The sequence below is a fragment of the Citrobacter sp. CRE-46 genome (assembly GCF_059615875.1).
In genome coordinates this window covers 2,493,711-2,515,024 of record NZ_CM184341.1, presented here as the reverse complement: position 1 = coordinate 2,515,024, position 21,314 = coordinate 2,493,711, and the positions used below count along the sequence as shown (strand labels likewise).

The following is a 21,314-nucleotide window of genomic DNA, read 5'->3' as shown; positions in this document are numbered from 1 at the left end:
AATTTGATTCTTCCAGAATGCGTCGCACGTTGATTCACCTTCCACTGGCGACGAGACATTGATATGGTCTCTGCGTCGGCGGATATCAACCCCTTAAACTTTTTCGCGCTTGTAATGTAACTCTCATGTAACTGAGTTAACAGGCTTTTTTGCTCACAAACGCTATAGCACGACGAAGTATTGGTCGAATGTCAAGCAAATCTGTTGCCAGATTGACGAAAGCGTCACACTGTACCTGATAAAATGCGTTACGCAACTTTATTAGCATGCAAAAACAAATCCCGCCAGTTGCAACCCCGACGTAAGACCTTCATTTATGTCAGGGAATATTTGCCCATAAGCCGGGCTCGGCGTAGACTAATGTCCTTGTTTAAGGAGTAAATAATGCATAAAGACACGCAACCTATCGATCGCGAAACGCTGCTGATTGAAGCCAACAAAATCATTCGTGAGCATGAGGACACGCTGGCGGGGATTGTCGCCACCGGCGTTACGCAGCGAAATGGCGTGCTGGTTTTCAGCGGAGATTACTTTTTAGACGAACAAGGGCTTCCGACGCCCAAGAGTACGGCGGTGTTTAATATGTTTAAGCACCTGGCGCACGTACTTTCTGAAAAGTATCACTTGATCGATTAATACAAGAAATGATTTGCCGGATGGCGGCTCCGCCTTATCCGGCCCGGGATGTTACGATCCTCAAGGCCGGATAAGATGCTTTAGCATCACCATCCGGCAATGACAATTTTACATCAGCGGTTTCTGTCCTCGCTGCCACCAGCGCAGTAGCAAACGATCGGCGCTCTCGGCCGCACTCCCGGTAAAGCGATCCATCAGTTTTTTGCGCTGCATATAGCGAACGCTTAACACTTCGCGACCTTCCATTAGCCCGAGAATCACTTCGTCGCTGGTATTGATTTCATCCACCAGCCCGTTTGCCAGCGCCTGTTGCCCAAACCAGTGTTCGCCGGTGGCCACCTGTTCAATGTCCAGAGTCGGACGCATGCGCTGCACAAAATCTTTAAACAGGTGATGGGTTTCATTCAGATCTTCGCGGAATTTCTGCCGCCCTTCTTCCGTGTTTTCACCCAGCAGCGTCAGCGTACGCTTATACTGCCCGGCGGTGTGCAGTTCGATATCAATATCCTTCCCTTTCAGAAAGCGGTTAAAGTTCGGGATCTGCGCCACGACGCCAATAGAGCCGACAATAGCAAACGGCGCTGAGACAATTTTATCGGCTACGCAGGCCATCATATATCCACCGCTCGCGGCGACTTTATCCACCGTTACGGTCAACGGAATCTGCTTATCGCGCAAACGCTGTAACTGCGACGCAGCCAGACCATAACCATGAACCACACCGCCCGGGCTTTCCAGGCGAACCACCACTTGATCCTGCGGTTTAACGACCGCCAACACCGCCGTCACTTCCTCACGTAACGCGCTGACCTCATGGGCGTCCATGCTGCCTTTAAAATCCAGCACCCATACACGTGGTTTATCAGATGATGTACTGTCTCCCAGCTTCGCTTTTGCCTTGGCTGCCTTTGCTTCCAGTTTCTGTTTCTTTTTCTGCGCCTTATGCCAGAATTTTTGCTGATGCCCGTCCAGTAGCGCCAGCGACAGATCATCCTTCATCTCTTTATATTGCTCGCTGAGGTTAATAACCCGCAGCTCCCCGCGCTGACGCTTGCGTTGTGTCGCGTTCACAATCAGCATCACAACTACCGCAATAGCCACCACGACAGTGACAATTTTTGCCAAAAACAGCCCATATTCAGACAACAATTCCACGAGACCCACCTTGGTTAAACAACGCTATTTCCGCTCAGTGTACAACAGGCTGCTTAACCCGTCTTGCTTCATCCATCCTGGCGCAGAATCAGCAAAAAGCATGACAAAGCGTTCATTTTGCGGTGTTATTGCCTTTGGCTGATTGAAAAAGAACAGGGTTTAAGGCATAAAGCCGAAACGTGATCGCGAACGAGAAGGCCAGAGCGTTGCCGAGGAGTAGCCGTGCATTACCAACCTAAACAAGACCTTTTACAGGACCGCATTATTCTGATTACCGGTGCCAGTGATGGTATCGGACGTGAAGCCGCACAGACCTATGCGCGATACGGCGCGACCGTGATTCTGCTTGGGCGTAACGAAGAAAAACTGCGCCAGGTTGCCCGCACTATTGCCGATGAAAACGGTACGCAGCCACACTGGTTCACGTTGGATCTGCTCACTTGTACGTCTGAAGAATGCCACCAGCTTGCACAGCGCATTGCCGCACATTTTCCACGTCTGGATGGTGTTCTCCATAATGCCGGATTACTGGGTGATATTTGTCCGATGAGCGAACAAAATCCGCAGGTCTGGCAAGATGTCATGCAGGTAAATGTGAATGCCACCTTTATGCTGACCCAGGCATTGCTGCCGCTATTGCTGAAATCCGATGCCGGATCGCTGGTCTTTACCTCTTCCAGCGTCGGTCGCCAGGGACGCGCCAATTGGGGAGCGTATGCCACTTCCAAATTCGCTACCGAAGGCATGATGCAGGTTCTGGCAGATGAATATCAGAACCGTCACCTGCGCGTAAACTGTATCAATCCAGGCGGTACGCGTACCGGCATGCGAGCCAGCGCATTTCCAACTGAAGATCCGCAAAAATTGAAAACTCCCGCCGATATTATGCCGCTCTATCTGTGGCTGATGGGCGATGACAGCCGCCGTAAAACCGGTATGACTTTCGATGCCCAACCGGGCCGTAAACCAGGAATAGCTCAATGAGTGAAGAACGCTACCAGCAACGCCAGCAGCGCGTTAAAGAGCGGGTTGATGCCCGCGTTGCCGCTGCAAAGGATGAACGCGGAATCATTATCGTGTTCACCGGAAACGGTAAGGGTAAAACCACCGCAGCGTTCGGGACTGCCACGCGTGCGGTGGGCCATGGTAAAAAAGTCGGCGTGGTGCAATTTATTAAAGGTACCTGGCCAAACGGTGAACGAAACTTACTCGAACCCCATGGCGTAGAGTTTCAGGTTATGGCGACAGGATTTACCTGGGACACGCAAAACCGCGAGGCGGATACCGCAGCCTGTATGGCCGTATGGGAACATGGAAAGCGAATGCTGGCTGACGCTCAACTGGATATGGTTATCCTGGACGAACTGACCTATATGGTGGCGTACGACTATCTGCCGCTTGAAGAGGTTATCAATGCCTTAAATGCGCGCCCAGCCCATCAAACGGTGATTATCACCGGTCGGGGATGTCATCGCGATATTCTGGAGTTAGCAGATACGGTCAGCGAGCTGCGCCCGGTTAAGCACGCGTTTGAAGCGGGCGTGAAAGCTCAGATGGGAATTGATTACTGACAGCAGGCCGGATAAGGCGCTTGCGCCGCATCCGGCTCCACGCTAACGCCTGATGGCGCTTTGCTTATCAGGCCTGGTCATGATTAACCGTTGTTGCTGCGACCGCCCGGACGACGGCTGCTGCCGACCTGTGAGTGGCGCTTCACCGCACGACGGATCTGGTTCGCTTTCATCCGACGACGATCTTTCTCGACGGCAACTTTAGAGGTCGTTTCCGGCTTCAGCTCCACCAGTTCACGCAAATAGTTGGTCTGCGCAAGATCAAGCTCCGTCCAGCCGCCACGCGGCAGCCCTTTCGGCAGCGGGATATCGCCGTAACGGACACGGATAAGACGGCTTACCTGCACGCCTACAGCTTCCCACAGGCGACGTACTTCACGGTTACGTCCTTCGGTCAGCGTGACGTTGTACCACTGGTTGATCCCTTCACCACCGCTGAACTTGATCGTTTTAAACGCCGCCGGACCATCTTCCAGCTGTACGCCACGACTCAGATCGCGCAGTTTCGCGTCATCAACCTGACCAAACACACGCACCGCATATTCACGCTCAACTTCACGGCTTGGATGCATCAGACGGTTTGCCAGTTCACCGTCGGTAGTGAACAACAGTAAACCGCAGGTATTCACATCCAGACGCCCCACGGCAATCCAGCGCGCATCGCGCAGTTTTGGCAGACGATCAAACACGGTCGGACGACCTTCCGGATCGTTACGGGTACACAGTTCACCTTCTGGTTTGTAATAGGCCAGAACGCGACAGATTTGTTCCGCAGACTCTTTAACCGAAATCAGATGACCGTCGATACGGATTTTCAGCCCCGGCGTCACTTCAACGCGATCGCCGAGCGTGGCAATTTTGCCATCAACGCTCACACGGCCCGCGGCAATAATGGTTTCAATTTCACGGCGAGAACCGTGGCCGGCGCGCGCCAGCACTTTCTGTAACTTTTCGCTCATAGAGCTTCCTTTAGATGTCGCCTTCACAGGCGTCGAACAGGAGAATCAACGGCGCCAGTCAGCGCCATTTTAAGGCCGCGTAGTATAGCGGTTCACGCCCTTATAAGAAAGGTCTAACGTCGCCGACGCCTTCACGCAAGACCACCGGAGAATCGTCAGTTAAATCGATGACCGTGGTCGGCTGCTGGCCGAGATAGCCGCCGTGGATAATCAACTCCACCTGCTTCTCCAGGCGATCCTTAATCTCTTCCGGGTCAGATTCGGTAAATTCGCTGCCCGGCAGCATCAGCGACGTAGAAAGCATCGGTTCGCCCAGCGCTTCCAGCAGCGCCAGCGCAATCGGATTCGACGGCACACGCAGGCCGATGGTCTTACGTTTTTCCTGCAACAATCGGCGTGGCACTTCTTTCGTCCCTTTCAGGATAAAGGTGTAGTTGCCCGGCGTGTTATTTTTAATCAAACGAAAAGCCACGTTATCGACAAACGAATAGGTCGACAGTTCGGACAGATCACGGCACATCAGCGTAAAGTTGTGTCCGTCCGGCAGGTGGCGAATGCGACAAATGCGCTCCATTGCGCCTTTATCTTCAATTTTGCAGCCCAACGCATAGCCGGAATCGGTTGGATAGACAATCACCCCGCCCTTACGCACGATTTCAACGGCCTGATTGATCAGCCGCTGCTGCGGGTTTTCGGGATGAATATAAAAAAACTGGCTCATACTTTCCTCTCTGTAATCTCAGGCTGTTCCCAAAGTTGCCAGACGCCTTCTACGCCTGCGGGCAACCAGAGTTTACGACCCAGTTCAATCCACGGGCAGGGCTGATGAAAATCAGATCCTTGCGATGCCCACAATTGATGCTGACGCGCAAGCGTCGCCAGATGGGTGCGTTCATTGGGAGACTGTTGGCACTGCGCCACTTCCATCGCGTCACCGCGGTGTTCAGCGAAGTATGCAACCAGTCTTTTCAGCCACTTAGCGCTAAGATCGTACCGCCCCGGATGAGCCAGAACTGCCTTACCGCCAGAATGATGAATGACATCAATAGCTTGTTCTATTGTACACCACTGCGGCGGAACGTAACCGGTTTTCCCACGGGCAAGGTATTTTTTAAAAACATCTGCAATAGTCGTGGCTTTTCCGCATTCCACCAGAAAACGCGCAAAATGTCCCCGCGTGACCGCCCCGCCATCTGCCAGACGCAACGCGCCTTCCCATGCGCCGGGAATATGCGCTTTGTCGAGTCGTTCAGCAATCAGGCGCGCGCGCTGCTGACGACGCTCCGTTTGTTGCGCCAAAAACTCGCACATCAATGGATGAGAAATATCTATATTCAGACCCACAATATGGATCTCATGATTTTCCCACACCGTTGAAATCTCGACGCCCGAGATCAGATTTAACGCTAAACCCGAACGTGAAATTTCTTCTCTTGCCGCCGCAATACCGCCCGTGGTGTCATGATCGGTGATCGCCAGTGTGCCGACTCGCATCTCTACCGCACGGTGTACTAAGGCTTCAGGGGTTAATCGCCCATCAGAGGCTGTAGTATGACTGTGCAGGTCATAAATCACTGCGTAATTCGTGTCGCTCAAGGCGGCTCCCATTTCAATAAATGTCGTAACACGCCCATCATAGCGGTTTCGACAAATTTACTGAAATCAGGTGTTGACTTTACTCCATCGAACTAGTTAACTAGTACGCAAGTTCACATGAAGAAGGTATCTGAGATGAAAGCAACATTTGTTCTGCACGGTTGGTGGCGCACTTCCTGATTTCGGGCAGTGTCTTACGTCTGCAATATGCAACCAGATACCCGGCCCGCCAACTGAGCGGGCTTTTTTTTGAACAAAATTAATGAGAACAACGATGCAAACACCAAAACCGACACTCGAACTGCTTACCTGCGATGCCGCCTACCGTGAGAATCCGACGGCGCTGTTTCATCAGGTATGTGGCGCTCGTCCAGCGACACTGCTGCTTGAATCTGCAGATATCAACAGCAAAGATGATCTGAAGAGCCTGTTGCTGGTCGACAGCGCGTTACGCATCACCGCCCTGGGTGACACCGTCACTATTAAGGCGCTCTCCGCGAACGGCGCATCGCTGCTGCCCCTGCTGGATGCAGCGCTGCCTGCTGGCGTTGAAAACGAACAACAGCCGAACATACGCCATTTGAAATTTCCCAACGTAAGCCCGTTGCTGGATGAAGACGCCCGCTTATGTTCCCTTTCCGTATTTGATGCTTTCCGTTTATTGCAGGAACTGGTCAACGTCCCTGCGCAAGAACGTGAAGCGATGTTCTTCGGCGGTCTGTTTTCCTATGACCTGGTCGCCGGTTTTGAAGATTTACCTCAGCTTGAAGCAGGTAACCGTTGCCCGGACTACTGCTTCTATCTGGCTGAAACGCTGATGGTCATCGACCACCAAAAGAAAAGTACCCGCATTCAGGCCAGCGTATTTACCCCCAGCGATGGCGAAAAACAGCGTCTGAACGCTCGTCTGGCGCAACTGAGCCAGCAGCTTACCGAGCCAGCTCCGCCACTGCCCGTGACAGAAATCCCGCAGATGCGCTGCGAATGTAACCAGAGCGATGAAGAATTTGGGGCTGTGGTGCGCGGGATGCAAAAAGCCATTCGCGCAGGCGAGATTTTCCAGGTGGTTCCGTCCCGCCGTTTCTCATTGCCCTGCCCGTCACCGCTGGCGGCCTACTATGTGCTGAAGAAAAGTAATCCCAGCCCGTATATGTTTTTCATGCAGGACAACGATTTCACGCTGTTCGGCGCCTCCCCGGAAAGCTCGCTGAAATATGATGCCACCAGCCGGCAGATTGAAATCTACCCGATTGCCGGGACGCGTCCGCGCGGTCGCCGTGCGGATGGCTCGCTGGACCGCGATCTCGACAGCCGTATCGAGCTGGAGATGCGTACCGATCATAAAGAGCTTTCCGAGCACCTGATGCTGGTTGACCTTGCGCGTAACGACCTGGCGCGCATCTGCACGCCGGGCAGCCGCTACGTTGCTGACCTGACCAAAGTGGATCGCTACTCCTTCGTGATGCACCTGGTTTCCCGCGTGGTCGGCGAACTGCGTAGCGATCTGGATGTGCTGCATGCGTACCGCGCCTGTATGAATATGGGCACGCTAAGCGGCGCGCCGAAAGTTCGCGCCATGCAGCTTATCGCCGAGGCCGAAGGTCGTCGCCGTGGCAGCTATGGCGGCGCGGTAGGCTACTTTACCGCCCATGGCGATCTGGATACCTGTATTGTGATTCGTTCCGCACTCGTGGAAGACGGTATTGCCACCGTACAAGCCGGTGCCGGGATTGTTCTGGATTCTGTACCGCAGTCTGAAGCCGATGAAACCCGTAATAAAGCGCGTGCGGTTTTACGTGCTATCGCCACCGCGCACCACGCACAGGAGACCTTCTAATGGCTGACATTCTGCTGCTCGATAACATCGACTCATTTACCTATAACCTGGCGGATCAGCTGCGTACTAATGGTCACAACGTGGTGATTTACCGCAACCATATTCCGGCCCAGACGTTAATTGACCGCTTAGCAACCATGAAAAACCCGGTGCTGATGCTCTCTCCGGGACCCGGTGCGCCAAGCGAAGCGGGCTGCATGCCGGAGCTGTTAACCCGCCTGCGCGGTAAGCTGCCGATTATTGGTATTTGTCTGGGGCATCAGGCGATTGTTGAGGCCTACGGCGGCTATGTCGGTCAGGCCGGAGAGATCCTGCACGGTAAAGCATCCAGTATTGAACATGACGGTCAGGCAATGTTCAGCGGTCTGGCAAATCCATTGCCGGTAGCGCGTTACCACTCGCTTGTTGGCAGCAACGTTCCAGCCGGTTTGACCATCAACGCCCACTTTAACGGCATGGTGATGGCGGTCCGTCACGATACCGACCGCGTGTGTGGCTTCCAGTTCCATCCGGAATCGATCCTCACCACCCAGGGCGCACTTCTGCTGGAGCAAACGCTGGCATGGGCGCAACAGAAACTCGAACAGACCAATACGCTGCAACCTATTCTGGAGAAACTGTATCAGGCTCAGACGCTGTCCCAACAGGAAAGCCACCAACTGTTCTCGGCCGTAGTACGCGGTGAACTGAAGCCGGAACAACTCGCTGCGGCCCTGGTGAGCATGAAAATTCGTGGCGAACACCCGCATGAAATTGCCGGCGCGGCAACCGCGCTGCTGGAAAACGCTGCCCCGTTCCCGCGTCCTGATTATCTGTTTGCCGATATTGTCGGTACCGGCGGTGACGGTAGCAACAGTATCAATATCTCCACGGCCGGCGCCTTTGTTGCGGCGGCCTGTGGACTGAAAGTGGCCAAACACGGCAACCGCAGCGTCTCCAGTAAATCGGGCTCTTCAGATCTGTTGGCGGCATTTGGCATTAATCTGGACATGAACGCCGATAAATCCCGTCAGGCGCTTGACGATCTCGGCGTGTGCTTCCTGTTTGCACCGAAATACCACACCGGTTTTCGCCACGCCATGCCGGTACGCCAACAGTTAAAAACCCGCACGCTGTTTAACGTGCTCGGTCCGTTGATTAACCCGGCGCATCCGCCTCTGGCGCTGATCGGCGTTTACAGCCCGGAACTGGTGCTGCCGATTGCCGAAACGCTGCGTGTATTGGGGTATCAGCGTGCCGCGGTCGTACACAGCGGCGGCATGGATGAGGTTTCGCTGCATGCGCCGACTATTGTGGCAGAGCTGCATGATGGCGAAATCAAGAGCTATCAACTGACGGCGGAAGACTTTGGCCTGACGCCGTACCATCAGGAACAGCTGGCGGGCGGTACACCGGAAGAAAACCGTGACATTCTTAGTCGCTTGTTACAAGGTAAAGGTGAAGCCGCTCACGAAGCAGCCGTTGCCGCGAATGTCGCCATGTTAATGCGCCTGCACGGTGCAGAAGATTTAAAAACTAATGCGCAAACCGTGGTAAATGTGCTGCGTAGCGGCGCGGCCTACGACCGTGTCACTGCGCTTGCAGCAAGAGGGTAAATGATGCAAACCGTTTTAGCGAAAATTGTCGCTGACAAGGCGATTTGGGTAGAAGCCCGCAAACAGCAACAACCGCTGGCCAGTTTTCAGAATGACGTACAACCCAGCGCTCGTGATTTCTACGATGCGCTGCAAGGCGCACGTACCGCCTTTATTCTGGAGTGCAAAAAAGCCTCGCCATCGAAAGGTGTGATCCGTGATGACTTCGACCCGGCACAGATTGCGGACGTGTATAAACATTATGCTTCAGCGATTTCCGTACTGACCGATGAAAAATATTTCCAGGGCAGCTTTGATTTCCTGCCCATCGTCAGCCGTATCGCGTCGCAACCCATCCTGTGTAAGGACTTTATTATCGATCCTTACCAGATATACCTGGCGCGTTTCTACCATGCGGACGCCTGCCTGCTGATGCTGTCAGTACTGGACGATGAGCAATATCGTCAACTCGCCGCAGTGGCCCATAGCCTGAAAATGGGTGTTCTGACCGAGGTCAGCAACGAAGAAGAACTGGAACGCGCGATTGCGCTTGGCGCGAAAGTCGTCGGTATTAACAACCGCGATTTACGTGACCTGTCGATTGATCTGAATCGCACCCGCCAACTGGCGCCACGTCTGGGCCATGGCGTAACCGTCATCAGCGAGTCCGGTATTAATACCTACGGCCAGGTACGCGAACTCAGCCACTTCGCCAACGGTTTTCTGATTGGCTCCGCGCTGATGTCGCATGATGACCTGCACGCCGCTGTGCGTCGGGTTCTGCTTGGCGAGAACAAAGTCTGCGGTTTGACCCGGGCTCAGGATGCAAACGCGGCATATGAAGCGGGCGCAATATATGGCGGGTTGATTTTTGTGCCCTCATCTCCGCGCGTAGTTAGCGTTGAGCAGGCGCGGGAAGTGATGAGCGGCGCGCCATTACAGTATGTCGGCGTGTTCCGCAACACCGAGATTACCGAGGTGCGCGACAAAGCGTTGGCCCTGGGACTGACTGCGGTGCAACTGCATGGGAGCGAAGATCAGACCTATGTTGACGCTCTGCGCGATGCGCTGCCCAAACAGGTGCAAATCTGGAAAGCGCTGAGTGTTGGCGAAACGTTGCCGGCCCGGGATTATCAGCATGTCGATAAATACGTGTTCGACAACGGCCAGGGTGGTAGCGGTCAGCGCTTCGACTGGTCGCTTTTAGGCGGGCAATCGCTGGAAAACGTTTTACTGGCTGGCGGACTTGGCGCTGATAACTGTGTCAACGCGGCAAAAACCGGCTGTGCCGGGCTCGATTTTAATTCTGGCGTAGAGTCACAGCCGGGCATCAAAGATGCACGACTTCTGGCTTCGGTCTTTCAGACGCTGCGCGCATATTAAGGAAAAGGACATGACAACATTACTCAATCCGTACTTTGGTGAATTTGGCGGTATGTATGTGCCACAAATTCTGATGCCTGCTCTGCGTCAACTTGAAGAAGCTTTCGTCAGCGCGCAAAAAGATCCTGAGTTTCAGGCGCAGTTTACCGATCTGCTGAAAAACTATGCTGGTCGTCCAACCGCGCTGACAAAATGCCAGAACATTACTCACGGGACCAACACCACGCTGTATCTTAAGCGTGAAGATTTACTGCACGGCGGCGCGCACAAAACTAACCAGGTGTTGGGTCAGGCGTTACTGGCGAAGCGTATGGGGAAAACGGAAATCATCGCCGAAACCGGCGCAGGTCAGCACGGCGTCGCATCGGCGCTAGCCAGTGCGCTGCTGGGTCTGAAGTGCCGTATTTATATGGGTGCGAAAGACGTTGAGCGTCAGTCGCCTAACGTTTTCCGTATGCGTCTGATGGGGGCAGAAGTCATTCCTGTTCATAGCGGTTCTGCAACGCTGAAGGATGCCTGTAACGAAGCCCTGCGCGACTGGTCTGGCAGCTACGATACCGCGCACTATATGCTCGGGACGGCGGCAGGACCGCATCCCTTCCCGACCATTGTACGTGAATTCCAGCGCATGATCGGCGAAGAAACAAAAGCGCAGATCCTGGAAAAAGAAGGTCGTTTGCCGGACGCTGTTATCGCCTGCGTGGGCGGTGGTTCTAACGCCATTGGTATGTTTGCCGATTTTATTAATGAAACCAGCGTCGGTCTGATTGGCGTAGAGCCAGGCGGTCACGGGATCGAATCCGGTGAACACGGCGCACCGTTAAAACACGGTCGTGTCGGGATTTACTTTGGCATGAAATCCCCGATGATGCAGACCGAAGAAGGACAGATTGAAGAGTCTTACTCTATTTCCGCAGGTCTGGATTTCCCGTCTGTCGGGCCGCAGCATGCATACCTGAACAGCATCGGTCGCGCCGATTATGTTTCAATCACCGACGATGAAGCGCTGGAAGCCTTCAAAACGCTGTGTTTACATGAGGGGATTATCCCGGCGCTGGAGTCCTCCCATGCCCTGGCACACGCCCTGAAAATGATGCGTGAAAATCCGGAAAAAGAGCAATTACTGGTGGTAAATCTCTCCGGTCGCGGCGACAAAGACATTTTCACCGTACACGATATTCTGAAAGCGCGAGGGGAAATCTGATGGAACGTTACGAAAATCTTTTTGCACAGTTGAAGGACCGCAAAGAAGGTGCTTTTGTCCCCTTCGTAACCCTGGGCGATCCATCGGTTGAGCAGTCACTGAAAATCATTGATACGCTGATTGAAGCCGGTGCCGATGCGCTTGAGCTAGGCATTCCATTCTCCGATCCGCTGGCGGACGGTCCGACCATACAGGAAGCCACACTGCGAGCATTCGCCGCGGGCGTGACACCGTCACAATGCTTTGAGATGCTGGCATTGATTCGTCAGAAACACCCCACCATTCCAGTTGGTCTGCTGATGTATGCCAACCTGGTGTTCAGCAAGGGTATTGACGAATTCTACGCTCAATGCGAGAAAGTCGGTGTCGATTCTGTTTTGGTGGCAGATGTGCCTGTTGAGGAGTCTGGACCATTCAGAACTGCGGCACTCCGCCACAACATTGCACCTATTTTCATCTGCCCCCCTAACGCTGATGAAGAACTGCTCCGCCAGATTGCCTCTTACGGTCGCGGCTATACTTATCTGCTTTCACGTGCTGGCGTGACCGGTGCTGAAAATCGTGCGGCGTTACCGCTCCATCATCTGGTGGAAAAACTGAAAGAATACGGTGCTCCTCCGTCATTACAGGGATTTGGTATCTCTGCGCCAGACCAGGTCACCGGCGCGATTGAAGCCGGTGCTGCCGGGGCAATTTCCGGCTCAGCGATTGTGAAAATCATTGAGAAGAATGTTGCCGCACCTGAGCAGATGCTGGCTGAGCTGAAAGCCTTTGTCAGCGCGATGAAAGCGGCCACGCCTTACTAAGCTAAATCAACCGCCAGAGACTTCTGGCGGTTTTACCCTTTTTTGGTGTTCTTCATTTTGTACATGGCGTTATCCGCATTCTGAATTGCCACATCCAGCTCGCCGTTCACTTCCGCAATCCCCCACGACACTGACAATGGCACGGTATGACCGTCCACCACAAACACATGGCTGGTCACCTGCCCGCTAATACGCTGAGCAATGGCGATAGCGTCACTTGCCTGCGAGCGAAACAGCAGGATCATAAACTCATCCCCGCCGGTACGAATCACAATATCGTGGCTGGTTCGGGTGTTAGACAGCATTCGGTTAGCGATAATTTGCAGCGCCCGGTCACCTGCCGCATGGCCCCAGGTATCATTGACAGCCTTGAACTTATTGCAATCCAGTAACACCACCGAGCAGTGCGATAAATCACGACGCTTGATGATGTCGAGAATTCGGCGGTTAAAACAACCGGTCAGCGTGTCGATATAAACCTTGAGGTCGCTTTCATTCAGCCAGGATTTTAGTGAGAAACTGATGATGACGAAGAAGAACGGCGCCAGCAGGATCACAATTCCGGCATGCGAATCACGCACCATAAAACGGCCTAATGACAGCGAATAGTGCAGCGCATATTTCTCCGAAAAGTTGCGCACCATATAGCGGGACTGGCCTGTACATCTGCCGGATAAACAAAGGCTCTCATTGTTGGTCAAATTCACCAACTCCACATTCAGCTCAGGTGGAAGGTGGTAGTCAAAGGCTTGAGCCAACGCTTCCTGCAATTCCGGCTTTGAATGGTCATAGACCAGATAGGCCACGATTTGGTCTGATATCTCTTTACCCGACAGATCGTAGATATAGCTCACCACGCTGTAAGCTTTTTCACCGGTAATTTTATCGGTATAGAAGTTCGTTGAACTAAGGGCTTTGTTTTTGACGTTTTTTTGCAACAGTCGGGTATAGAAATCGACAGGTGGATAGAAAAAGTTGGTGATATCCCGCGCCATTTCAGAATTGGAGAAGCTGAAATGGCGCGAATCGGAAGCCATAAACCAGTAAAAATAATCTGAGTTTTTGGCGATAATGTAACGATGCGCATCGAAGCTCCCCGGGTTTAGCTCATTGACCATCCCGCGAATAAACTCCGCCGCCGTATACATACACAACGCATTATGACTGGTTCGCTGGGCAATAATTGTCCCCGTCGCCGAATGCAGCCGCTTTGGGTCGGCGTTAATGCCCCATTCATCTTCATTGCGGGGAACAAATTGTGAAATTTCGCCACATTGCTCGCCCGTTTTGATATGATGATAGCGCTCGCCAATCGCGTCGGCGATCAACTCGTTATCGTTAAAAATGTCCATCATGCGCGCTTGCAGGCGATTAACACCTTCACTGGCTGCCGCTATCCGCTGCTCATAGATAATAAACAGAAATAACGAAGTAAATATCAACGTAATGAGCCCTGATACCAGCAATGCCTGCCTGTTTCTGAGCTTATCCTGCACAATCTTCACGAGTCCACCCTGCTAGTTAACATATTGCCAAACCGGTTACCCGTTTATGTTGTTGCATAACTGCGCTGTACGTTGATTGAGAATATTTACCGCCCCTTCGCTGATGAGTCAAAAGCTCGCCGTTGCGCGCGCTGAAGTTACCGATTTATACAACAAAAGCACATATTTGTTAACATAAATGCAAACTAAGCATCGCCTTCAATGGGATACCCCGCCCGACGGATAGCCTCACGGCAGTCGTTCACACCGGCGGCGTACCCCGCTTCAATCTCACAAACCGGGCTGGCGCTGCAATAAGGCAGTTTAACCGGAGTGGCCATAAGTTTCTCCAGAATCTCCATTTTATCCATGCAATTCAGCAGTTCACGAGCCACGCTTACGGCAAACTCGGCCGTATCATCGCCGGTGAACGGTTCCAGAAGCGTGATTTTTTGTTGGAGTTGATGGCGGGTTAGCATCGTCAATACCCTCAAAGCCAGTTTGCTTAAAGAGTAGCATTACATCGAAGAAGAGAAATACGCCACTGACGAGTCAGGGGGCAAATCTTAATCACAGCCTTCACAGTTATGGCTGAAACCGGGCACGGTATCCTCGTATTTTTACAGAACATATTCATAGGTAGCGAATAGCTCTGCCCATCCCACATTCGATCTGAGATGTTGCCGTTGTTTGCAATGTTTAAGAGATGAGCAGCGAAACGCTGAACGCATCAATACCATAAAGTTTTAGTAATGATTTACATAGATATCATATTAAATGTGAATATTACATTGGCTCATCAAGACTAAAATCATTATAGTATCAGAGTAATAGAGTTATTTTTGCAAGGCCATAATAATTTCACTTAGGTCATGTTATTAACGTGTGAATTAGTTGTTTATAAATGCAGGATGCCCCAGGACTATTTGCACTTAACTCAAATTCACCTTTTAAAAATATTCAGAAAGCCAAAGGGATCAAACCACAGGATAACGACTAAATAGCATTGAATAAAACGACATAACGGCGATCACACCTGAGACAGGTCTGTGAGGTTGCTATGAATCGCCACGGATAATCTAGACACTTCCGAGCCGTTGATAATACTGGTTTTCATATTCTGTCGGTGACATCTGTTCGCTAGAACCATGCCGACGCTTACTGTTATAAAACATTTCGATGTAATCAAAAATATCGCTGCGGGCTTCTTCCCGCGTTCCGTAGATTTTTTTCTTTATCCGTTCACGTTTCAACAACTGGAAAAAGCTTTCTGCAACCGCATTATCATGGCAGTTACCGCGACGGCTCATGCTGCCCTCCAGGCCGTGTGATTTCAGGAACGACTGCCACTCATGGCTTGTGTACTGACTGCCCTGATCCGAATGAACCAGCACCTGTTTTTGGGGATTACGCCGCCATACAGCCATCAGCAGTGCGTTCAGGACAATGTCCTTTGTCATCCGGGATTGTATGGACCAGCCGATAATTTTGCGTGAGAACAGATCAACAACCACGGCAAGATACAGCCAGCCTTCGTGGGTCCTGATGTAGGTTATGTCCGTTACCCAACTCTCATCCGGAGCATCCGGATTGAACTGTCGCTGGAGCCTGTTGGGCGACACGATACTGGCCTCGCCTTTACGTGCCCGCGGGCTCCGGTATCCGACCTGAGCCTTTATCCCGACACGTTTCATCAGTCGCCAGACTCTGTTCACTCCGCACTGTTGCCCGCTGTCCCGCAGATCCAAATGGATTTTGCGATAACCATAGACGCATCCCGATTCCAGCCAGAACTGTTTAATCTGCCCTGTCAGCCTCAGGTCTGCCTGATGGCGTTGTGAATGCGGCTGCTGAAGCCAGGCGTAAAAACCACTGGGATGAACATCCAGCACCCGACAGAGCAGGCGAACAGGCCAGCAACAGGTGTTGTCACGGATAAAGGCGTACCTCAGTCGGACAGCTTTGCGAAGTACGCCGCGGCTTTTTTTAATATGTCCCGTTCGTCGGTAACCCGCTTCAGCTCTTTCTGGAGACGGCGGATCTCGGCCTGAGCATCTGACTCTTCTTTATTAGTGGAAGAATCTGGACCGTACTTCTTTATCCAGGCGTAAAGGCTGTGGGTGGTGATATCGAGACGTGTTGCAACGCTGGCAACAGAATAACCGCGATCAACAACCTGTTTGACTGCTTCAATTTTAAACTCTTCGGGATAACGCTTACCGCTCATGGGCACCTCTCTTTAAGCCATCTTAAATGACTCTGAGGTGTCTGTTAAACCCGTGGCGATTCAGTTTCGACAATATGTCGGTCAAAACCAAGCACATCTAACAAAATACTTGCCAGTACGGAAACTGTTGCAGCTATAACAGCGTATAGCAGGGTAACTTTCCAACCAAAAGTAACCCACATCAGACCAATGATTATCGGGTTAAGCAGAGGTGAAACAAACAAGAATGTAAGTGTTGGACCGAAGCCTGCTTTTGCTGATAACAGTCCGCGTAACATGGGAATTGTAGAGCAGCTGCAAAACGGTGTTACAGCTCCTAACAGCGATGCAAGTATGTAACCTCTCCCCTTTCTCGCCCCTAACATTCTTTGAATCTTTTGGTCCGGAATTTTTTGCCTGATAAGGCTAACACCCGCACTAATCAGAAAAAAAAGCGCAGACAACTCGACAGCAAGAAACAAGAACATCTCTGCCGCGTTAGTAAACATAGAAATCCAGCTATTCATGAAACCCCCTATAAACCATATTTCTAGAATAATCGAATTATTGAGGTTAGATCAACATATTTCTGGTATTATCGAAATATCAATAGATGAGGAAGGTACCATGCAACTAGAAGAAGTAGCTAAAGCTATGAAAGAATTAGGACATCCAACACGTTTGTTTATTTTCAAACACCTTGTTAAAGCCGGTGAACAAGGTTTACCTGTAGGTGATCTACAAAAACAACTTGCGATTCCATCTTCAACACTGAGTCATCATATATCCGCTCTTGTTTCCGTAGGTCTGGTCAAACAAAATCGCGAAAGCCGCTCCTTAATCTGCGTTTCTCAATATGACAAGTTAGAGTCGATTATTGATTTTCTACGCGAAGAATGTTGCATCAACAGTCCAAAGATTTAAATCGAGGCAATCCATTGTTTTTATTTGATAAAGGAGCCGCCTAAATAACAGGCGGCTCTCCTGTCGCTTATTTCAATTTTTTGCCTGCATCATCAACGACTTTCTCGCCATCTTCCTTGGCGAAAGCCCCTTTCTGAGCATCAGGAAGGATATCCAGAACAACTTCAGAAGGACGGCACAGTTTGGTTCCCAGCGGTGTTACCACGATGGGGCGATTAATCAGGATCGGATGCTGCAACATAAAGTTAATTAACTGGTCGTCAGTAAATTTATCTTCGGCAAGACCCAGTTCCTCATATGGCTCGACGTTCTTACGTAGTAACGCCCGGACGGAAATGCCCATATCAGCAATGAGTTTGACCAGCTCATCGCGTGAAGGTGGAGTCTCAAGGTAAAGAATAACGGTCGGCTCATTACCGCTGTTGCGGATCATCTCAAGCGTGTTACGCGACGTGCCGCAGGCAGGATTGTGATAAATGGTGATGTTGCTCATATCAGTATCTCATTACAAAGTGAAAGAGAGACGTAGCGCCAGCGCTGCCAGCGTTACAAACAGCACAGGCAGAGTCATGATAATCCCGGTGCGGAAATAGTATCCCCACGTGATGGTCATATTCTTCTGTGAAAGTACATGTAGCCAGAGCAGCGTTGCCAGGCTACCAATAGGTGTGATTTTCGGCCCCAGATCGCAGCCAATCACGTTGGCATAAATCATCGCCTCTTTGATGACGCCGGTTGCGGTACTGCCATCAATAGAAAGAGCGCCAACCAGCACGGTAGGCATGTTGTTCATGATGGAAGACAGGAAAGCCGTCAGGAAGCCAGTACCCAGCGTCGCGGCCCAGAGTCCTTTATCAGCCAGCACGTTCAGAACACCTGAAAGATATTCGGTTAGCCCTGCGTTGCGCAGACCGTAAACTACCAGGTACATCCCCAATGAGAAGATGACGATCTGCCAGGGTGCACCATGTAGCACTTTACCAGTGTTAATGGCATGGCCTCGTTTCGCCACTGCAAACAGAATTATCGCCCCAACCGCTGCAATCGCACTAACGGGAATACCGAGCGGCTCGAGGACGAAGAAACCAACAAGCAGGAGAATCAGAACTATCCAGCCAGTGCGGAATGTAGCCGTATCTTTTATTGCCTCTGTTGGTTTCTTTAGGAGGGCCAGATCGTAAGTTGGCGGGATGTCCTTGCGGAAAAACAGATGCAGCATAATTAGTGTGGCAATAATGGCGGCGATATCGACCGGTACCATCACCGATGCATATTCGGTGAATCCCAGACCAAAGAAGTCCGCCGAAACAATATTCACCAGGTTCGACACGATAAGCGGCAGGCTGGCAGTATCGGCAATAAACCCGGCTGCCATGACGAATGCCAGCGTGGTACCTTTGCTGAATCCTAATGCCAGCAGCATAGCAATAACGATTGGTGTCAAAATAAGTGCCGCACCATCGTTGGCAAACAATGCCGCCACCGCTGCGCCGAGCAGGACGATATAGGTAAAGAGCAAACGGCCACGACCGTTACCCCAGCGTGAAACATGCAATGCCGCCCATTCGAAAAAGCCTGATTCATCGAGCAGCAGGCTGATGATAATCACCGCAATAAAGGTCGCTGTCGCGTTCCAGACGATATTCCACACCACCGGAATATCGCCTATATGCACAACGCCAGAAATCAAAGCCAGGCCCGCGCCCAGCGTTGCACTCCAGCCGATCCCTAATCCTTTCGGTTGACAGATAACCAAGACAATGGTCAGGACAAAAATAGCGCCTGCCAGTAACATACACCCTCCTGACAGGGCGGATCTGCCGCCCTGTATAAACAAAAAATTAACTCGCCAACTCTCTGAGTTTTTCAATACCTGTTGGCTCAGAAGCCAGTACCGGAACGAGCGCTATATGGTCAGCGTGCTGATTCTTAACAGCCTCAATCTGAGGCTGTTCCTGCTGAGCGCGCTGGCAAAGCAACGGAGAACGCGTATCCGCGATGGAAAGGCTGTTATTGATAATCCAGCCCCATGGATGAATCCCCGCTCTTTCAAGGTCAGCCTGTAGGCTTGCCGCTTCCAGTACCGGTGTGGTTTCAGGCAGAGTGACCAGCAGAACTTTGGTTCGTTCCGGGTCCTGAAGCTGCATCATTGGGGTAGTAAAATGACCTTTCTCCCCCATTTTTTTGGCAATCTCTCGGTGGTAAGCCCCGGTAGCATCCAGCAACAACAGCGTGTGCCCAGTGGGAGCTGTATCCATGACAACAAACCGCTTACCTGCTTCACGAATCACTCGGGAAAAAGCCTGGAACACGGCAATTTCTTCAGTACAGGGAGAACGTAAATCTTCTTCCAATAGCCGTTTCCCTGCTTCGTCCAGATCTTTTCCCTTCGTCTCAAGAACATGCTGGCGATAGCGTTCGGTTTCATCGTGAGGGTTGATGCGGCTGACCTGCAGGTTTTTGAGGCTGCCGTTCAGCGTTGTACTCAGGTGCGCAGCGGGATCAGAGGTGGTGAGATGCACGTCATATCCCATGTCTGCCAGCCTTACGGCGATGGCAGCAGCCATCGTGGTTTTCCCTACACCACCTTTGCCCATCAACATAATCAGGCCATGTTCACTGCGGGCGATATCATCGACCAGGTCAGAGAGCGATAAGTTTTCAGGCGTGTACAGGACGTTCGGTACCGGGAGCGGTAATGCATCAAAACGGGTATCCAGCAACCCCTTCAACGCAGACACACCAACCATATTTACTGGCTGGAGTAATAAGGTATCTCTCGGTAGCTCAGATAAACCAGCAGGAAGATTTGCCAGTGCTTCCTGCTCCCGTTGCCATATCGCAGCAGCCAGCGCGTCATGTTCAGCTTCGGCTTTAGGCAGCACACCATTAATAACCAGGTACTGGTTTTTCAGGCCAATTGCGGCCAGTTCTTCATGGGTGCGGGCTACTTCCTGCAGCGTAGATTTTTGCAGTCGTGCAACCAGAACCAGGCGGGTACGTTCAGGATCGGACAACGCCTCTACCGCATGAGCATACTGCTCACGCTGCTTTTCCAGCCCGGCCATTGGGCCAAGACAGGAAGCACCATCCGGATTATTTTCAATGAAACTACTCCAGGCACCGGGAAGCTGGAGAAGGCGAATCGTGTGGCCCGTCGGCGCTGTATCAAAAATGATGTGATCGAAGCGGGTCAGCAGGGAAGCGTCTGTCAATAAGCCGGTGAACTCATCAAACGCCGCAATCTCAGTCGTACAGGCTCCTGAAAGCTGCTCGCTGATACTGTTAACAACGTCTTCAGGCAGAAGACCTTTGATAGGATCAACGATTCTGGAGCGGTATTGTTGGGCGGCTTCCTGAGGGTCAATCTCCAGAGCGGAAAGTCCAGTAACTGCTGTCACAGAGCGAATGGTGTTACCGATAGCCTGGTCGAATACCTGACCGACATTGGAGGCTGGATCTGTACTGACCAGCAAAACCCGCTTACCTTGTTCGGCAAGGCGGATAGCCGTCGCGCAGGAAATGGACGTTTTTCCTACGCCACCCTTGCCAGTAAAAAACAGGTAAGGCGGGATATTCTCTAAGAATTTCATATGTCCTCCTGACATATTCAGCAACAGGAAGTATTACCACCACAGCAGCTGGTGGGAGCTAACCCAACCTTCTCCAGCGGAATACCGAACCAGCGAGCCAGCTCAGCGCGTTTTGGGTATCGCCCAGCCATCACCGTTTCACCGTCCAACAGCAGTAGCGGAAGCCCTTCTGCTCCAGATGCTTCGAGGAATACTTTCGCTTTCTCATTATGAACAAAGCTCATGGGCTGCTGCGCCAGGTTATAACGTTCAACCTGTACGCCACGTCCTTTCAGCCACTGCACATCAGCAGAGAAATCAACCAGAACCTGATCGACATCTGAGCCACATACGCCGGTACTGCAGCACATTGCCGGGTCAAACACCGTTAACGTCTTCATTCTGAA

Annotated in this window: 21 protein-coding genes, 1 pseudogene and 1 other annotated feature; of the genes and pseudogenes, 10 read left to right on the top strand and 12 right to left on the bottom strand. The window is 51.8% G+C overall.

What is annotated here, in order from left to right:
• Positions 1–384 precede the first annotated feature (384 nt).
• Positions 385–636: a YciN family protein gene (locus AC534G_RS12200; protein ID WP_003020616.1), complete on the top strand. Its 252-nt coding sequence runs from the start codon at positions 385–387 to the stop codon at positions 634–636.
• A 108-nt stretch (positions 637–744) separates the two neighbouring features.
• On the opposite strand, the gene sohB is transcribed toward AC534G_RS12200, so the two are convergent.
• Positions 745–1,791, bottom strand: coding sequence for a protease SohB (sohB, locus tag AC534G_RS12195; protein ID WP_069324978.1), 1,047 nt, complete (start codon positions 1,789–1,791; stop codon positions 745–747).
• A 222-nt stretch (positions 1,792–2,013) separates the two neighbouring features.
• Between sohB and AC534G_RS12190 the strand changes: the two genes are divergently transcribed.
• The gene (locus tag AC534G_RS12190; protein WP_038640968.1) at positions 2,014–2,775 is read left to right on the top strand and encodes a YciK family oxidoreductase; all 762 of its coding nucleotides are present in this window, start codon (positions 2,014–2,016) and stop codon (positions 2,773–2,775) included.
• Positions 2,772–3,362 carry a cob(I)yrinic acid a,c-diamide adenosyltransferase gene (cobO, locus tag AC534G_RS12185; RefSeq protein WP_038640970.1) on the top strand — a complete coding sequence of 197 codons (591 nt, stop codon included), beginning with the start codon at positions 2,772–2,774 and terminating at the stop codon, positions 3,360–3,362. Before AC534G_RS12190 ends, cobO begins: the two co-directional genes overlap by 4 nt.
• Before the next feature lie 83 nt (positions 3,363–3,445).
• Here the strand turns inward: cobO and rluB are convergent, their stop codons facing one another.
• From rluB to rnm, 3 genes are all read right to left on the bottom strand, one after another.
• Complete coding sequence (gene rluB, locus AC534G_RS12180; RefSeq protein WP_038640972.1) at positions 3,446–4,321, bottom strand: 23S rRNA pseudouridine(2605) synthase RluB; 876 nt, start codon at positions 4,319–4,321, stop codon at positions 3,446–3,448.
• A 100-nt stretch (positions 4,322–4,421) separates the two neighbouring features.
• Positions 4,422–5,042 (bottom strand): L-threonylcarbamoyladenylate synthase, encoded by a 621-nt coding sequence (locus AC534G_RS12175; protein WP_038640974.1) that lies wholly within the window; start codon positions 5,040–5,042, stop codon positions 4,422–4,424.
• On the bottom strand, positions 5,039–5,917 hold the full coding sequence (gene rnm / locus AC534G_RS12170) for an RNase RNM (protein WP_069324976.1): 879 nt from the start codon (positions 5,915–5,917) through the stop codon (positions 5,039–5,041). Before rnm ends, AC534G_RS12175 begins: the two co-directional genes overlap by 4 nt.
• 135 nt (positions 5,918–6,052) lie before the next feature.
• Between rnm and trpL the strand changes: the two genes are divergently transcribed.
• From trpL to trpA, 6 genes are all read left to right on the top strand, one after another.
• Positions 6,053–6,097 carry a trp operon leader peptide gene (gene trpL / locus AC534G_RS12165; protein WP_012905981.1) on the top strand — a complete coding sequence of 15 codons (45 nt, stop codon included), beginning with the start codon at positions 6,053–6,055 and terminating at the stop codon, positions 6,095–6,097.
• Positions 6,074–6,168 (top strand) — a sequence feature (Trp leader region). (Overlaps the previous gene by 24 nt.)
• A gap of 23 nt (positions 6,169–6,191) precedes the next feature.
• On the top strand, positions 6,192–7,754 hold the full coding sequence (locus AC534G_RS12160; RefSeq protein WP_085048097.1) for an anthranilate synthase component 1: 1,563 nt from the start codon (positions 6,192–6,194) through the stop codon (positions 7,752–7,754).
• On the top strand, positions 7,754–9,349 hold the full coding sequence (gene trpD / locus AC534G_RS12155) for a bifunctional anthranilate synthase glutamate amidotransferase component TrpG/anthranilate phosphoribosyltransferase TrpD (protein WP_496594596.1): 1,596 nt from the start codon (positions 7,754–7,756) through the stop codon (positions 9,347–9,349). Before AC534G_RS12160 ends, trpD begins: the two co-directional genes overlap by 1 nt.
• 3 nt (positions 9,350–9,352) lie before the next feature.
• Positions 9,353–10,711, top strand: a complete 1,359-nt coding sequence (trpCF, locus tag AC534G_RS12150; protein ID WP_110498822.1) for a bifunctional indole-3-glycerol-phosphate synthase TrpC/phosphoribosylanthranilate isomerase TrpF — start codon at positions 9,353–9,355, stop codon at positions 10,709–10,711.
• A gap of 10 nt (positions 10,712–10,721) precedes the next feature.
• A complete protein-coding gene (trpB, locus tag AC534G_RS12145; RefSeq protein ID WP_038640982.1) occupies positions 10,722–11,915 on the top strand; it encodes a tryptophan synthase subunit beta in 1,194 nt (397 codons plus the stop codon).
• Positions 11,915–12,721, top strand: coding sequence for a tryptophan synthase subunit alpha (gene trpA, locus AC534G_RS12140; RefSeq protein WP_069324973.1), 807 nt, complete (start codon positions 11,915–11,917; stop codon positions 12,719–12,721). Before trpB ends, trpA begins: the two co-directional genes overlap by 1 nt.
• Before the next feature lie 32 nt (positions 12,722–12,753).
• Here trpA and AC534G_RS12135 read toward each other — a convergent pair whose 3' ends face one another.
• The 4 genes and pseudogenes from AC534G_RS12135 to AC534G_RS12120 form a co-directional block, all read right to left on the bottom strand.
• Positions 12,754–14,226, bottom strand: a complete 1,473-nt coding sequence (locus tag AC534G_RS12135; protein WP_110497936.1) for a GGDEF domain-containing protein — start codon at positions 14,224–14,226, stop codon at positions 12,754–12,756.
• Between the two features lie 185 nt (positions 14,227–14,411).
• Entirely contained in the window at positions 14,412–14,684 is a 273-nt protein-coding gene (locus tag AC534G_RS12130; RefSeq protein ID WP_110497934.1) for a hypothetical protein, read from the bottom strand.
• Between the two features lie 600 nt (positions 14,685–15,284).
• Positions 15,285–16,432, bottom strand: a protein-coding gene (locus tag AC534G_RS12125) for an IS3 family transposase (RefSeq protein WP_096755719.1) whose coding sequence is annotated in 2 segments (ribosomal slippage) — positions 15,285–16,195 and positions 16,195–16,432 — 1,149 coding nt in all. Because the reading frame shifts where the segments join, the coding sequence is not laid out codon by codon here.
• A gap of 56 nt (positions 16,433–16,488) precedes the next feature.
• Positions 16,489–16,938, bottom strand: a pseudogene (locus AC534G_RS12120) (permease); the annotation flags it as partial.
• 100 nt (positions 16,939–17,038) lie between these two features.
• Here AC534G_RS12120 and AC534G_RS12115 point away from each other — a divergent pair.
• Positions 17,039–17,335, top strand: coding sequence for an ArsR/SmtB family transcription factor (locus AC534G_RS12115; protein ID WP_038641364.1), 297 nt, complete (start codon positions 17,039–17,041; stop codon positions 17,333–17,335).
• 67 nt (positions 17,336–17,402) lie between these two features.
• Here the strand turns inward: AC534G_RS12115 and arsC are convergent, their stop codons facing one another.
• From arsC to arsD, 4 genes are read right to left on the bottom strand one after another with little or no spacing between them, the layout of a single operon-like run.
• Positions 17,403–17,828, bottom strand: coding sequence for a glutaredoxin-dependent arsenate reductase (gene arsC / locus AC534G_RS12110; protein ID WP_038641366.1), 426 nt, complete (start codon positions 17,826–17,828; stop codon positions 17,403–17,405).
• A 12-nt stretch (positions 17,829–17,840) separates the two neighbouring features.
• Positions 17,841–19,130: an arsenite efflux transporter membrane subunit ArsB gene (gene arsB / locus AC534G_RS12105; protein ID WP_038641369.1), complete on the bottom strand. Its 1,290-nt coding sequence runs from the start codon at positions 19,128–19,130 to the stop codon at positions 17,841–17,843.
• A gap of 46 nt (positions 19,131–19,176) precedes the next feature.
• Positions 19,177–20,928, bottom strand: a complete 1,752-nt coding sequence (arsA, locus tag AC534G_RS12100) for an arsenite efflux transporter ATPase subunit ArsA (protein ID WP_496594595.1) — start codon at positions 20,926–20,928, stop codon at positions 19,177–19,179.
• Between the two features lie 17 nt (positions 20,929–20,945).
• Positions 20,946–21,308 (bottom strand): arsenite efflux transporter metallochaperone ArsD, encoded by a 363-nt coding sequence (gene arsD / locus AC534G_RS12095; RefSeq protein WP_038641374.1) that lies wholly within the window; start codon positions 21,306–21,308, stop codon positions 20,946–20,948.
• Positions 21,309–21,314: the final 6 nt, after the last annotated feature.